The organism is Xanthomonas graminis pv. graminis, assembly GCF_030168915.1.
GTDB lineage: Bacteria > Pseudomonadota > Gammaproteobacteria > Xanthomonadales > Xanthomonadaceae > Xanthomonas_A > Xanthomonas_A translucens.
In genome coordinates this window covers 1,644,550-1,659,046 of the sequence record NZ_CP076255.1, presented here as the reverse complement: position 1 = coordinate 1,659,046, position 14,497 = coordinate 1,644,550, and the positions used below count along the sequence as shown (strand labels likewise).

Annotated in this window: 13 protein-coding genes; 5 read left to right on the top strand and 8 right to left on the bottom strand. The window is 69.8% G+C overall.

Annotation, left to right across the window (positions count from 1 at the left end):
* Positions 1-39: 39 nt before the first annotated feature.
* The 7 genes from KHF85_RS07210 to KHF85_RS07180 form a co-directional block, all read right to left on the bottom strand.
* Positions 40-1,197, bottom strand: a complete 1,158-nt coding sequence (locus KHF85_RS07210) for a J domain-containing protein (RefSeq protein WP_284569054.1) — start codon at positions 1,195-1,197, stop codon at positions 40-42.
* Complete coding sequence (gene rsfS, locus KHF85_RS07205) at positions 1,190-1,600, bottom strand: ribosome silencing factor (protein WP_284569053.1); 411 nt, start codon at positions 1,598-1,600, stop codon at positions 1,190-1,192. The genes KHF85_RS07210 and rsfS overlap by 8 nt, the downstream gene beginning before the upstream one ends.
* Before the next feature lie 59 nt (positions 1,601-1,659).
* A complete protein-coding gene (nadD, locus tag KHF85_RS07200; RefSeq protein ID WP_409976669.1) occupies positions 1,660-2,496 on the bottom strand; it encodes a nicotinate-nucleotide adenylyltransferase in 837 nt (278 codons plus the stop codon).
* The gene (gene holA, locus KHF85_RS07195) at positions 2,493-3,527 is read right to left on the bottom strand and encodes a DNA polymerase III subunit delta (RefSeq protein ID WP_284569051.1); all 1,035 of its coding nucleotides are present in this window, start codon (positions 3,525-3,527) and stop codon (positions 2,493-2,495) included. Before holA ends, nadD begins: the two co-directional genes overlap by 4 nt.
* Before the next feature lie 83 nt (positions 3,528-3,610).
* Complete coding sequence (locus KHF85_RS07190) at positions 3,611-4,213, bottom strand: LPS-assembly lipoprotein LptE (protein WP_237653460.1); 603 nt, start codon at positions 4,211-4,213, stop codon at positions 3,611-3,613.
* Between the two features lie 142 nt (positions 4,214-4,355).
* Positions 4,356-6,998 (bottom strand): leucine--tRNA ligase, encoded by a 2,643-nt coding sequence (gene leuS, locus KHF85_RS07185; protein ID WP_284569050.1) that lies wholly within the window; start codon positions 6,996-6,998, stop codon positions 4,356-4,358.
* A 265-nt stretch (positions 6,999-7,263) separates the two neighbouring features.
* Positions 7,264-7,887 (bottom strand): DUF998 domain-containing protein, encoded by a 624-nt coding sequence (locus KHF85_RS07180; protein ID WP_284569049.1) that lies wholly within the window; start codon positions 7,885-7,887, stop codon positions 7,264-7,266.
* A 199-nt stretch (positions 7,888-8,086) separates the two neighbouring features.
* Here KHF85_RS07180 and trxA point away from each other — a divergent pair, with 199 nt between their 5' ends.
* The 5 genes from trxA (at position 8,087) to KHF85_RS07155 (ending at position 13,354) form a co-directional block, all read left to right on the top strand.
* Positions 8,087-8,950 carry a thioredoxin gene (trxA, locus tag KHF85_RS07175; RefSeq protein ID WP_284569048.1) on the top strand — a complete coding sequence of 288 codons (864 nt, stop codon included), beginning with the start codon at positions 8,087-8,089 and terminating at the stop codon, positions 8,948-8,950.
* Positions 8,951-9,097: 147 nt separating this feature from the next.
* On the top strand, positions 9,098-9,547 hold the full coding sequence (locus KHF85_RS07170; protein WP_284569047.1) for a DUF4442 domain-containing protein: 450 nt from the start codon (positions 9,098-9,100) through the stop codon (positions 9,545-9,547).
* A gap of 169 nt (positions 9,548-9,716) precedes the next feature.
* The gene (locus KHF85_RS07165) at positions 9,717-10,394 is read left to right on the top strand and encodes a DUF502 domain-containing protein (RefSeq protein WP_284569046.1); all 678 of its coding nucleotides are present in this window, start codon (positions 9,717-9,719) and stop codon (positions 10,392-10,394) included.
* A gap of 5 nt (positions 10,395-10,399) precedes the next feature.
* Positions 10,400-11,173 carry a queuosine precursor transporter gene (locus KHF85_RS07160; protein ID WP_409976668.1) on the top strand — a complete coding sequence of 258 codons (774 nt, stop codon included), beginning with the start codon at positions 10,400-10,402 and terminating at the stop codon, positions 11,171-11,173.
* Between the two features lie 291 nt (positions 11,174-11,464).
* Positions 11,465-13,354, top strand: a complete 1,890-nt coding sequence (locus tag KHF85_RS07155) for a DUF885 domain-containing protein (protein WP_284569045.1) — start codon at positions 11,465-11,467, stop codon at positions 13,352-13,354.
* A 164-nt stretch (positions 13,355-13,518) separates the two neighbouring features.
* On the opposite strand, the gene mmuM is transcribed toward KHF85_RS07155, so the two are convergent.
* Complete coding sequence (gene mmuM / locus KHF85_RS07150; protein ID WP_284569044.1) at positions 13,519-14,472, bottom strand: homocysteine S-methyltransferase; 954 nt, start codon at positions 14,470-14,472, stop codon at positions 13,519-13,521.
* Between the last annotated feature and the right edge of the window lie 25 nt (positions 14,473-14,497).

The following is a 14,497-nucleotide window of genomic DNA, read 5'->3' as shown; positions in this document are numbered from 1 at the left end:
GCGCGGCCGGCCCGCGCTGCCCGCCATGCACCACGCGCATCACCAGCGCTCGGCGGAAAAAGCGAAGTCCATCAGCGCCGCATCGCGCTCCTGCTCAGCGATGCGCGCACGCTGCAACTTGAGCCATTGCTTGAGCGTGGATGCCTGCTGCAGATAGCGCAGTTCCTCGGCGAATCCTTCGATCTCGTGCTGCAGTTGGCGTTTGATCTGCGCCATCAGCGGATCGAGGCGCTGCGGCTTGGGCCGGCGCTCGGCGTACACGTCGTACCTGTCCATGAACACTGCGGCGACCTGCGCCAGTTCCTGCTCCACCTCTTTCAGTTGCGTGGCCAGCATCCGGTTGTAGTGCTGGATGCGCTCCTCGCTCATCGCCGCGATCCCGGCGCGATCCAACTGGCCGATTTCCAGTTGCAACTCCAGCAGCGCCAGCAGATCGCCATCGCGATAGGCACTATTGAGGCGCTGCATCAGCGCGGTCTTGCGCTCGCGCCGCTGCGGATCGCTCTCGCGGTCCGGGTGCAGGGCGGTCACCAGTTTGCGATAGAGCTCGCGCAACGACTGCTGCGGATCGAACCCGGTCTTCTGCGCCTTGCGCGTGCCGGCGCGACGGCTCTTGGCGGTCTTCTGCGCGCGCTCGGCCTTATGTGCCTGCTGCTCATGCAGGCGCTGTTGCACCTGCGCGTACAACTCCTCGGGCGATTGGATATGTTCCAGTTCTTCCGGCGCAAGGCCGAACTCGGCGCCGATCACCGACTTCAGCAGCGCGTTGGACTCGGCGATTTCCTGGTCGAATCCCACCTCGCTATGGCGGTCGTAGATAGGCTTCAGCTGCTCGAAGCCGCCTTCCTCGATCAACGCGCCGGCCAGTTCGCAGATCGTGTCCGACAAGGTGGCACGATCGCTCTTGCTCAGCTTGTGCGCGGCATGCGCCGCGTCCAGCGCATCCACCATCCGTGCCTGGGCCGCATCGCGCGCCTGCAGCAGCGGCTCCACCTGCTCGTGATAGCGCTGCTCCCAGCGCGGCAGCGCCTCGCGCCATGCCAGCAGTTCCAGACGGTAGCGCTCCAGGCGCCGGACCAGCGTATCGAAGCGCTTGCGCGCAGGCGTCATAACGCTTTGCGCCGCGTCCTGCGCGCGCAGTTGCATGGACTGCGCAGCGCCGCGGTCGGCGCTCGCGGCATCGTGCCGCTCAGGCATCGCGTTCGTCGTCCGCGTCGCTAGGCGGCTGGTCGCCGACCGTCCACAACCGCTCCAGCGCATAGAACTCGCGCACCCGCGGCAGCATCACGTGCACCACCACGTCGCCGAGATCGACCAGCACCCACTCGGCCTCGCGCTCGCCTTCCACGCCCAGCGGCATCACGTCCAGCTTCTTGGCGTGCTTGATCACTTCGTCGGCGATCGACTTGACGTGGCGGGTGGAGGTGCCGGAGACGACGATCATGTAGTCGGTGACGCTGGACTTGCCGCGCACGTCGATTTCCACCGCGTCCTTGGCCTTGAGCTCGTCGAGCGCGTTGCGGACATGGGCGAGCAGGACCGGCAACGACGGCGGCGGGCTGGGCAGTTGGGTCTTGATGACGTGGGCTTGAGTGGACAAAGGCGCGAACTCGATGGAATGGGCGAATTATAGGGAACTACGCGAAGACGCGTATTCAGCTAGCCGGCGCGGGGGGCCGCAGGGGCCGCGGCATACAGTCCGGCGGCACGGATGTAGTCCGCGACCGCGGCCGGCACCAGCCCGGCCCAGTCGCCGCCGGCGGCGATGCGCGCGCGCACCTGGCTGGCCGATTCGCTGCGCAGCGGCTGCCGCAGGCACCACAGCAGGCCGCCCGGCGCGCCCGCCAGCGCCTGCGGCGAGGCGGCCCAGCGCCCGGCCAGCGCCTGCGCCAGCTCGGCCGGCAAGGCGCGCTCCCAGCCGCTGCCGGCACGGTCGGCCACGACCAGATGCGCCGCGTCGAGCAGGCTGCGCCACTCGCGCCAGCCATTGAAGCCAACCAAGCTGTCGGCGCCGATCAGCAGCGCCAGCGGCGCGGCGGCGCCGAGCTCGGCGCGCAGTTGGCGCACCGTGTCGATGCTGTACGAGGCCACGCCCGGCTGCGCCAGCGCGCGCTGCAACTCGTGCCGGTCCAGCAGCAACCCGGCCTCGCCGGCGATCGCCAGCGCCAGCATCGCGCAACGCTGCCGCGCATCGGCACCGGGCGCGTCGCGATGCGGCGGATCGGCGGCCGGCATCAGCCGCACCGGCACCGCGAACGCATCGCGCGCGGCCCGCGCGATCGCCAGATGGCCGTTGTGGATCGGGTCGAAGGTGCCGCCGTAGATGAGGTGGAGTTGGCGGGACTCGGGACTCGGGACTCGGGACTCGGAAAAGCCGGGCGTCGGCGACAACGCCGGTCGCAGAGACTGCTCCGCGCTGCCGCCCACAACGCCCGCACTCGCCGCGATCTTGCCGTTACGAGTCCCGAGTCCCGAGTCCCGAGTCCCGGACTTCATACCACCAACAACCGCACCGCCCGCGCCTCGGCGATCGCCAGCAGCAGGCGCTCCAGTGCGATCCAGGCGTCGCCGTCGGCGCGACCCTTGGCGATGCGGTCGATGCGCCCGGCTTCGGCGGCGAAGCGCTCCCAGCGGCGCGGTTCGGCATGGCGCTGCAGCGCGCGCTTGAACGGCGCCTGGCGCGACTCCCAGATGCCCTGCCCCTTCATCTCGGCGGCCAGGTTGCCGCCGGCCGCCTGGACCTTGGCCAGCGCCGCGGTGCGCAGCAGTTCCTTGATCAGGATCGGCAGCAAGGCCGCCACCGCTTCGCCCTCGGCGCGCAGCCCGGCGAGCATGCGCCCGACCGCCGGCGCCTGCCCGGCCAACGTGGCCTCGGCCAGGCGGAACACGTCGTAGCGCGCGGCGTCGGCGACCAGCGACTCCATCGCCGCCACGTCCAGGCTCTGCCCGTCGGCCAGCAACGCCAGCTTGTCGATCTCCTGCGCGGCGGCCAGCAGATTGCCTTCGACCCGCTCGGCCAGGCGCTGCACCGCGCCGGCATCGGCGCGCAGGCCCTTGCCGCGCAGGCGGCGCTCGATCCAGTCGCCCAGTTCGTGCGGCTTGATCGCCCAGGCCACCGCGATCACCCCGAGCCGGCCGACCGCGTCGGCCCACTTGCCCTGGTGCGCCTTGCTCCATTCGTTGCAGGTGATCAGCAGCACCACGTCCGGCGGCGGATCGGCGCAGAACGCGCTGATCACCTCGCCGCCTTCCTTGCCGGGCTTGCCGCTGGGCAGACGCAGTTCGATCAGCCGGCGCGGGCTGAACAGGCTCGGCGCATTGAAGCTGGAATACAGCTGGCTCCAGTCGAAATCGCGGCCGTCGGCGTCGAACACCTCGCGCTCGCCGATGCCTTCGGCGCGCGCGCGGGCGCGCACCGCGTCGGCGGCCTCGAGCACGCGCAGGGTTTCCGGGCCGGCGATCAGATAGACCGGATGCAGCGGCTGCGCGGCCGGCTGGGTGGCGAGTTGTTCGGGACGCAATTCCATGGCGGCAAGCTAGGCCCTGTTGCGCGCCGCCAGCGGATCGCCCGCTACGGGCGAGCGGCGGGCGGCGGGCGGCGGCCGAGGGATCAAGGCTGCGGCGTGGTCGCCGGCGGCGTGCCGGGGTCCGGCGTGCCTTCGACCGGTGTGCCGGTGGCGGCGGGCGGCGCTGCGTTGACGTTCTTGCCGTCGCGCACTTCGGCGCGCACCACGCTGTCGATGCGGCGCAGCATCGAGGCCGACATCTCGCGGCGCAGCTCGTCGGCGAGGATCTCGCGCTCGGTGGTGGTGCCGGTGGCGTCGGTCGGCGGCGACACGTAATCGCGCGACAGCTCGATCACCTGCTGCGGCACCAGCACGCTGCCGTCGGCGCGGCGGAACACGAAGATCGCCGCGTAGCGCAGGCTGTATTCCTGGGCGCGGCCTTCGGCGTCGAGCGCGATCGGCAGGTCGCCCCAGCGCTCGGACAGCACTTCCAGGCGCGCCACGCCGGTATTGACGTCCTTCGGCGCGATCTCCGCGCCGGCGGCGCGCAGGCCACGCTCGAGCAGCTTCACCAGCTCGCTGTACGGCGCCGAGGAGACCACCTTCACCGAGGGCGTGCCGGCCGGCAGGGTCAGCTTGTCGCGCAGGTGGAAGCCGCAGGCGGTCAGAGTCGTCGCGAAGACGAGGGCGAGCAGGAATCGGGTCATGGACACAGTCTGGAGGAGCCGGCTGGGCGCGGCAACAGGCGGCTAGCCTGCCCGATGCCGCGTGAACGAGGGTTGAGACGTGCCGCAGCGCGGGCCGCCGGCGATCGCGGCGGCGTGTGGCATGCGCCTGCGGCGGTGCGGTTCACGCCGCCACCAGGTTCACGATCTTGCCCGGCACGATGATGATCTTGCGGATGCTCAGGCCTTCCAGGAACTTGGCGGTGTTCGGCTCGGCCTGGGCCAGCACCTCGATCTGCTCGCGCGGGGTGTCGGCCGCGACCTCGATGGTGCCACGCAGCTTGCCGTTGACCTGTACTGCCAGGGTCAGCGCGTCGCGCACCAGCGCGGCCGGGTCGGGCTGCGGGAACGGCAGGTCTTCCAGCAACGTCGGCGCGTGGCCCAGCGCCTGCCACAGCGCATGGCTGGCATGCGGGGTGATCGGGTTGAGCAGCAGCACCGCCGCTTCCAGCGCTTCCTGGCGCACCGCGCGGCCCTGGTCGCCTGCGTCGTCGAACCTGGCCAGCGCGTTGGTCAGCTCCATCACCGCGGCGATGGCGGTGTTGAAGCTGTGGCGGCGGCCGTAGTCGTCGGCGACCTTGCCGATGGTCTCGTGGGTCTTGCGCCGCAGCGCCTTGTGTTCGGCGCCCAGCGCGGCCGCCTCTAGCGCCGGGGCGGCACCGTCGGCGACATGCTTGTGCACCTGCGCCCACAGCCGGCGCAGGAACCGCGCCATGCCGTCCACGCCGGCCTCGTTCCACTCCAGCGACTGCTCCGGCGGCGCGGCGAACATCGAGAACAGGCGCACCGTGTCGGCGCCGTACTTGCCGACCATCGCCTGCGGGTCCACGCCGTTGTTCTTGGACTTGGACATCTTCTCGGTGCCGCCGATCTGCACCGGCTGGCCGTCGGCGATCAGGCTGGCGCCGACGATGCGGCCGCGCTCGTCGCGCTGCACCTCCACCTCGGCCGGATTGATCCAGTCCTTGGAGCCGTCGCCGTTGTCGCGGTAGTAGGTCTCGGCGATCACCATGCCCTGGGTCAGCAGGTTGGTCGCCGGCTCGTCGCTGTCCACCAGGCGCGCGTCGCGCAGCAGCTTGTGGAAGAAGCGGAAGTACATCAGGTGCAGGATGGCGTGCTCGATGCCGCCGATGTACTGGTCCACCGGCAGCCAGTAGTTGCCGCGCTTGTCGACCATGTCCTTGGCGCCGGGCGAGGTGTAGCGCGCGTAGTACCAGCTCGACTCCATGAAAGTGTCGAAGGTGTCGGTCTCACGCTCGGCCGCCGCGCCGCATTGCGGGCAGGTGGTCTTGCGCCATTCCGGATCGGTCTTCAACGGCGAGCCGGTGCCGCTCAGCGCCACGTTCTCCGGCAGCAGCACCGGCAGCTGGTCTTCCGGCACCGGCACCGCGCCGCAGCTGGGGCAATAGATCACCGGGATCGGGCAGCCCCAGTAGCGCTGGCGGCTGACGCCCCAGTCGCGCAGGCGGTAGTTGATGCGGCGCTGGCCCTGGCCCTTGCGCTCGAAGCGCTCGGCCAGCGCCTCGAACGCGCCCTGGTAGTCCAGGCCGTCGAACTCGGCCGAGTTGACCAACTCGAACTCGCGGCTCTTGTCGGCGTACCAGTCGCGCCAGACCTTCGACTCCCAGGTGCGCTCCTCGTCGTTCTTCGGCGCCGTCAGGGCGATCACCTGGCGGATCGGCAGCGCGTACTTGTTGGCGAACTCGAAATCGCGCTGGTCGTGGCCGGGCACCGCCATCACCGCGCCGGTGCCGTAGCCCATCAGCACGAAGTTGGCGACCCACACCGGGACCTGCTCGCCGCTGACCGGATGCACCGCCACCAGGCCGGTGTCCATGCCGCGCTTTTCCTGGGTCTCCAGTTCCGCCTCGGAGACGCCGCCCTGCTTCAGCTCGGCCAGCAAGGCGGCCAGCTGCGGGTTGGACCTGGCCGCGTGCAGCGCCAGCGGATGCTCGCTGGCGATGGAGACGAAGGTCACCCCCATCAGCGTGTCCGGGCGCGTGGTGAACACGCGCAGCGGATCCAGCGCCGCGCCGGCGGCGTCGCGCACCTCGAACTGGATCTCCAGGCCTTCGGAACGGCCGATCCAGTTGCGCTGCATGGTCTTGACCGACTCCGGCCAGCCCGGCAGCTGGTCCAGGCCGTCGAGCAGTTCCTGCGCGTAGTCGGTGATGCGCAGGAACCACTGCGGGATCTCGCGCTTCTCCACCAGCGCGCCCGAGCGCCAGCCGCGGCCGTCGATGACCTGCTCGTTGGCCAGCACGGTCTGGTCGACCGGGTCCCAGTTCACCACCGCGTTGCGGCGGTAGGCCAGGCCCTTGCGCATCAGCCGGGTGAACATGCGCTGCTCGTGCACGTAGTAGTCGGGACGGCAGGTGGCGAATTCGCGCGACCAGTCGATCGCATAACCCAGCGACTTCAGCTGGCTGCGCATGTGCTCGATATTGGCGTACGTCCACTTGGCCGGCGCGGTCTTGTTCTTGATCGCGGCGTTTTCGGCCGGCAGGCCGAACGCGTCCCAGCCCATCGGCTGCAGCACGTTCTTGCCGTTCATGCGCTGGTAGCGGCTGATCACGTCGCCGATCGTGTAGTTGCGCACGTGGCCCATGTGCAGCGCACCGGACGGGTACGGCAGCATCGACAGGCAATAGAACTTGGGCTTGTCGGAGGTCTCGTTGACCTCGAAGGCGCGGGTGGCGTCCCAGAACTGCTGGGCGGACGATTCGACCAGCTGCGGGTCGTAGGCGGTGGGCTCGACGGCGGACATGGAAACGGGCAAGGGCCAGGCGGCAACAAAGCAGACAAGGGTACCGCAGCGCAGCAGGCGGCTCCAATCGCGGCGACGAGCGGTGCCGGCGCCGCTCGCTTGCGCCTGGCCGGGGGAGCCGCGTGCGGATCGCGGCCAGCGCGACGGATACGGGGAAAACCGCGCTCGCCAGGCCGGCCGGCGCGGCGGAAAGACCGCGTAACGGCCTCGCACCAGCCGGGTTCGATGCTGCCGGAACGGCGCCAATTGCGCGGCAGCGGCCGTCTCAGCCGCGCCGCGGCAACGCCTGCGGCCCGCGCCAACAGGCCAGCAGCGCCAGCCAGGCCCACCACAGCGCGAACACCAGCCGCTGCGCCAGCGCCGCCGACAGCAGCGCATCCAGCGCAAAGGCGCCGAGCGCGGCCAGCACCGCCACCGCCAGCGCGGCCCACGCCCAGCCGCGCGCGCCGGGCTGGCGCCAGGCGCCGACGCCCAGCAGGCTGGCCGCCGCCACCAGCGCCACCACCCACAGCAGCCAGGCGCTGGCATGCAACTGGGTGGCGCGCGATTCCAGGTCGGCCGGGTCCAGCGGCAGCAGGCCCATGCCGGCGAAGGCCAGCCCGGCCAGCAACAGCAACTGGCCGCCGACGCGCAGCGACCAGGGCGCAGCACGGCCGCTGCGCTGCAACAGGCGCAGCGCCAGCGCCACCGCCAGCGCTCCGGGCAGCACGAAGGCCAGCAGGTCGAACACCCAGGCGTGAGGGATGCCGCTGGCACCGAGCAGCGCCAGCGGATGCGACCACGGCAGGTAGCCCGGCAGGGCCAGTCCGAAGCCCGCCACCGCGCCCACCGCGACCAGCGCCAGCAGCGGCCCCGCGTAGCGCAACGCCTGATCGTATCGGTTCGCCATCGTGTCTCCCGGCCGCTGTGCCGCCACGCCACCGCGGCGCGCCAAACGCCTATTGTCGCCGTTACCGCCGCGGCTGGCACGCTGCGCACCCGGCACGGCACGAAGGCCGCGTGGCGCCGGCGTCGGCCTGTGCACCCTTGCGTCGCCGCCGGTCTGCCACCATAGAACTGACTCTTCTTCGCCAGCCACGATGCCCCCCATGTCCGACATGCCCCACGTTTTCGACGCCAAGACCGAGACCTTCGAAGCCGAGGTGCTGCAGAAATCGTTGCAGACGCCCGTGCTGGTGGACTTCTGGGCGCCCTGGTGCGGCCCCTGCAAGACCCTGAGCCCGATCCTCGAGAAGCTGGCCGCCGAGTACCACGGCGCGTTCGAACTGGCCAAGGTCGATGTGGACCAGGAGCAGCAGATCGCCGCCGCGTTCCAGATCCGCTCGGTGCCGACCGTGTTCCTGGTCAAGGACGGGCAACTGGTCGACGGCTTCCCCGGCGCCATGCCCGAGGGCCAGCTGCGCGAGTTCCTGACCCAGCACGGCATCGCGCCGCTGCCGGCGCCGGCCGAGGTGCAGGAGGACGCGCCCGCCGCGCCGCTGGATCCGCATGCCGAGGTGCTGCGCCTGCGCGAGGCGGTGGCCGCCGAGCCGGACAAGGACGAACTGAAGCTGGACCTGGCGCTGGCGCTGGTGAAGACCGGCGCTGCCGCCGAGGCGGAGACGCTGATCGACGCGCTGCCGGCCAACCTGGCCACCGACGAGCGCGCGGCGCGCGCGCGGGCGCGGCTGGGCTTCGTCGGCGCGCTGCAGTCGGCGCCGCCGCTGGAGACGCTGCAGGCCACGCTCGCGCAGAATCCGGCCGACCTCAAGGCGCGCTACCTGCTGGGCGTGCGCCAGCTGATCGCCGGCGACGACGCGGCGGCACTCGAACACTTCCTGGAGATGCTGCGCCAGGACCGCAGCTTCGAAGACGGCCTGCCCAGGAAGTCGCTGATCGACGCGTTCCGGGTGATCGAGGACGAGGACCTGGTCGGCCGCTACCGGCGCAAGATGTCGGCGCTGTTGTTCTGAAGCGCGCGCGCAAGACGCCGCCCGTGCCTGCGCGCCAGGGCGGGCGGCCGCTGCCGGCGTTGCGGGCAGCGCAACGCCGCGCCCGGCACTCGCCATACCCATGCGGATGGTAAGCTCGCCCTCCCCTGGCGCTGCCCACCGTCCGCAATGAAAGCCTCCCTGTTCCGCCTGGGCCTCAACCTGTGGCCGCCGTTCCTGTTCGCCGGCATCCATCTGGTGGAGCTGAGCCCGGACTACCGCTACGCGCGGGTGGAGCTGCGCATGCGGCCATGGAACCGCAACTACGTCGGCACCCATTTCGGCGGCAGCCTGTTCGCGATGACCGATCCGTTCTGGATGCTGCTGGCGATGCAGAACCTGGGGAGCGCCTATTATGTCTGGGACAAGGCCGGCAGCATCGAATTCGTGCGCCCCGGGCGCGGCAAGGTGAGCGCGCAGTTCCGTCTCGACGATGCGCTGCTGGACGAAATGCGCGCCGCCACCGCCGGCGGCGACAAATACCTGCGCTGGTTCGACAACGAGATCCTCGACGCGCAGGGCGAGGTGGTGGCGCGCACGCGCAAGCAGCTGTACGTCAGGCGCAAGCCGGCGCGGTAATGCGGGCGAGATCGATCGCTGCGGCGCGCGCGACACGATGCGTGGCACGCACGATGCCCAGCCATTTACCGCGCCTTGCCACACCGCTTGCCCCATCGCATCTGCACGGAGTGCACATTCTTGGCCACCGGCCGCAGCGCCAGGCGCAGCGCGCCGCTACACTAGGCGGATGTCGCCCGATACCCCCGCTCCGCACTCCCGCCCGTCCCTGCAACGGCTGTTCTTCACCGGCCTGCTGACCCTGCTGCCGATCTGGCTGACCTGGGTCGTGGTCAAGTTCGTGTTCGTGCTGCTGTCGGGCATCAGCAGCCCGTGGGTGGTGCCGCTGTCGGCGCGCATCGCCGCCTCGTTCCCGCACGAGATGTGGTGGGTCACCGCGCTGTGGGTGCAGAACACCATCGCCCTGGCCGCCACCCTGGGGGTGATCCTGCTGGTCGGCATCCTCAGCCGGCGCGTGATCGGGCAGCGCCTGCTGCGCTGGTTCGAGGCGGTCATGCGCCGCATCCCGCTGGCCAGCGTGGTCTACGACAGCGCGCGCAAGCTGCTGGACATGCTGCAGACCCAGCCCGGCAGCACCCAGCGCGTGGTGCTGATCGACTTCCCGCACCGCGACATGAAGTCGGTGGGCCTGGTCACCCGGGTGATGAAGGAACAGGGCACCGGCCGCGAACTGGCCGCGGTGTACGTGCCGACCACGCCGAACCCGACCTCCGGCTACCTGGAGATCGTGCCGGTGGAGCTGCTGACCCCCACCGACTGGAGCGTGGATCAGGCGATGAGCTTCATCATCTCCGGCGGCGCGGTGGCGCCGGACAGCGTGCCGTTCACCCGCACCGTGGATCGCTGACGCGCATGCGCAACGGCACGCTCGACGATCGCGCGGTTCGCCTGTTCATCGGCCTGGCGGCGTTCTTCTGCGTCAATGCCGCGCTGGCCGAATTCATCGGGGTCAAGATCTTCGCGCTGGAAGACACCCTGGGCATCGCGCCGCTGAACTGGAACCTGTTCGGCCAGACCGGCTCGATGAACTTCACCGCCGGCACCTTGCTGTGGCCGCTGGTGTTCATCCTCACCGACACCATCAACGAATTCTTCGGCCGCCGCGGGGTGCGCTTCATCTCCTGGCTGGCGGTGGCGCTGATCGGCTACGGCTTTCTGTTCGCGTTCGCCGCGATCGCGCTGGCGCCGGCCGCATTCTGGGTCGGCGCGGCGCAACAGCAGGGCGTGCCGGACTACCAGGCCGCGTTCGCGGCGGTGTTCGGCCAGGGCCTGTGGACCATCGCCGGCTCGCTGGTCGCGTTCCTGGCCGGGCAGCTGATCGACGTGGCGGTGTTCCACCGCATCCGCAACGTCACCGGCGAAAAGCACGTCTGGCTGCGCGCCACTGGCTCCACCGCCGCGTCGCAGCTGATCGACAGCTTCGTGGTCATCTACATCGCCTTCGTGCTCGGCCCGCAACACTGGTCGATCCCGCTGTTCCTGGCGGTGAGCACGCTCAACTACATCTGCAAGATGCTGCTGGCGGTGCTGCTGATCCCGCTGCTGTACCTGATGCGGCGGCTGATCACCGACTACCTGAGCCCCGAACGCGCCGAGCAGCTGCGCGAGGAAGCCGCGGCCGACTGAGTGCGCGCCGCGGCCGCGCCGGCGCAGCGGCGGCCGGATCTGCGCATGTCGGCGCGTACGCTGTGCGCGCCAGCGACATCGCGGCGGCGGCGGTGCGGCCGCCGAGGCAGCGCCCGCGCAGGTGCCGCAGAGCACCGCCCGGCCTGGCCCGCGCCCTGCCGCACGCGTGCCGCAGCGGCGGCGGCCGCCATCGGCCTCACCGTCTTTTGGCTGACCGCCGGTACGACGGTGGGTGGCCTCCACGATGCGGATCGGGCAAGCTCGCGTGCTTGCTTGTCGTTGGAGCCCGTAATGCCGCCCAGCTTTCCCCGCCTGTTGTCGCTCGCCATCGCCACCGTGCTGAGCCTGTCGCTGGCCGCACCGGCGGATGCGGCCAAGAAGAAGACCGCCAGGCAGCAGACCGCGCAGACCCGCGCCAAGGCCAGCAAGGCCAGGCAGGCGCGGCCGGCGCCAGCGCCGGTGGTGCTGAGCAAGGCGCAGCAACTCAACCGCCTCTATGACGACTACTGGGAAGCGTCGCTCAAGCTCAATCCGCTGCAGGCCACGTTCCAGGGCGACAGCCGCTACAACGACCAGCTGCCGAACTTCCTATCGGCCGCGTTCCGCCAGCAGTCGCACGATTTCACCGTGCTGTGGCTGGGCAAGGCCGAGGCGATCGGCAAGGACGGGCTGAGCGGGCAGGACCTGCTCAGCTACGAGATCTTCGTCAGCGATGCGCGCACTGCGCTGGAAGCGGAGAAATACCCGAGCTGGATGCAGCCGGTGAACCAGTTCTACAACATCGGCAGCATCATGGTGATGCTCGGTTCGGGTACCGGCGCGCAGCCGTTCCACACGGCCAAGGACTACGACAACTGGTCGCGGCGCGCGTCGGGCATCCCCGCCCTGTTCGACCAGGCCATCGCCAACATGCGCGAAGGCATGAAGGCCGGCGTGGTGCAGCCGCGCGCCTTGATGGAAAAGGTGCTGCCGCAGCTGGACGCGATCATCAAGCCCACCGCCGAGGAAAGCTTGTTCTGGGGCCCGGTGCGCAACCTGCCGGCGGACCTGCCGGCGGACCTGCCGGCGGCCGACAAGCAGCGCATCAGCGCCGACTACAAGCGCCTGATCGAGTACCGGATCATGCCGGCCTACCGCGCGCTGCGCGGCTTCATCGCCTCCGAATACCTGCCGGCCACGCGCAGCACCGCCGGCGTCGGCGCGCTGCCCGGCGGCGCGGACTGGTACGCCTACAACGTGCGCCAGAGCACCACCACCACGCTGAGCCCGGCGCAGATCCACCAGATCGGCCTGGACGAGGTGGCACGCATCCAGGCGCAGATCCAGGGGGTGATGAAGCAGGTGAAGTTCCGCGGCTCGATGCCGAAGTTCTTCAAGTTCATGCAGACCGACAAGCGCTTCACCTTCAGGAGCGAAGACGAACTGCTGAGCTATTACCGCGGCCTGGAGTCGCGGGTGAATGCCGCGGTGCCGCGCCTGTTCGCGCTGAAGCCCAAGGCTGCGTTCGAGATCCGCCCGGTGGAGCCGTACCGCGCGCAGACGGCGGCCGGCGGCTCGTACATGCGGCCCAGCGAGGACGGCACGCGCCCGGGCATCTTCTACGTCAACACCTACGACCTGCCCAGCCGCAAGACCTGGGATGCGGAAGACCTGTACCTGCACGAGGCCATCCCCGGCCATCACTTTCAGCTCGGCCTGCAGCAGGAACTGAGCAACCTGCCCAAGTTCCGCCGCTTCGGCGGCGAGACCGCCTACATCGAAGGCTGGGGTCTGTACACCGAATCGCTGGGCAAGGAACTGGGCCTGTACCAGGATCCCTACAACTACTTCGGCTACCTGCAGAACGAACTGTGGCGCGCGATCCGCCTGGTGGTGGACACCGGCCTGCACAGCAAGGGCTGGAGCCGCGAGCAGGCGATCGACTACATGCTCGAGAACTCGGCCACCAACCGCACCGATGCCGAAGCGGAAACCGAGCGCTACATGGCCATCCCCGGGCAGGCGCTGTCCTACAAGATCGGCGAGATGAAGATCCTGCAGCTGCGCGACTACGCCCGCACCCAACTCGGCGCCAAGTTCGACATCCGCGAATTCCATGCCGAGATCCTGAAGGACGGCTCGGTGCCGCTGGACGTGCTGCAGGAGAAGATCGAACGCTGGGTGGCGAGCAAGAAGGGCTGACGCAACGGCACAGCGCCTGCAGGAGAGGCTCAGCCCCGACCGGGCGTTACCGGTAGAAGCGGTCGGGGCTGAAGCCCCTCCTGCATTGGATTGCCTGCGCTGCGAGCCAGCCTGCATTGCGCCCGCAGAGCCGACGCCGGCACAGCGACGACGCGCTCGCCGGATCAAGCATCCTGCAACGCGTTCGCACGCAACCGCTGCGCCAGCTGCGCGATATCGCGGGGCGTGGTGCGGCAGCAGCCGCCGATCAGGCGTGCGCCGGCAGCGCGCCAGGCATCGACACGATCGACCAGACCGCAGGCATCGGCGCCGGCGCCATCCCAGTGCTTGACTGCGGCGTCGTAGTGCTCGCCGGAGTTCGGATACACCACCAGCGGCAACCGGGTCAGCGTGGCCAGATGCTGCAGCGCTGCGCTGCCCAGTTCCGGCGCGATGCAGTTGACGCCGAGCGCGACGACCTGCGGATGGCCGTCGAGCAGCGCCACCACCTCGCGCAACGGCGTGCCGTCGCTGAGGTGCATGGCATCGCGCAGGGTGAACGAAAACCATGCCGTGCTCTGCGGAAATTCCTGCAGCAACGCCAGCAGCGCGACGATCTCCGCCGCCGACGGCTGCGTCTCGCAGGCCAGCAGGTCCACGCCCGCTTCGACCAACGCGGCGATGCGCGGACGGTGGAAATCCAGCATCGCCGCCTGCGGCAGCGCGTAGTCGCCGCGGTATTCCGAGCCGTCGGACAGATAGGCGCCGTAAGGCCCCACCGAGCCGGCGACCAGCAACGTGCCGGCATCCGCATGCGTGGCCAGATAGGCATCGCGGGCCTGCAGCGCGAGCTGCGCGCTGCGTGCGATCAGTTGCCGCGACTGCGCCGGATCGATGCCGCGCGCAGCGAACCCCAGCGGCGTGGCCTGATAGCTTGCGGTGATCGCGCATTGCGCACCGGCTTCGAAATAATCAAGGTGCACTTGGCGGATCAGCTGCGGCTGCTCGATCAGCACCTTGGCCGACCACAGCGCATCGCCGAGGTCGCAGCCATGCGCTTCCAGCTCGGTGGCCATCGCACCGTCGAGGACGATGCAACGGCCGTCGGCCAGCAACGCGGTCAAGGGATTGTGCGGCATGATCGCGACCTCGGAGGGCAAACGT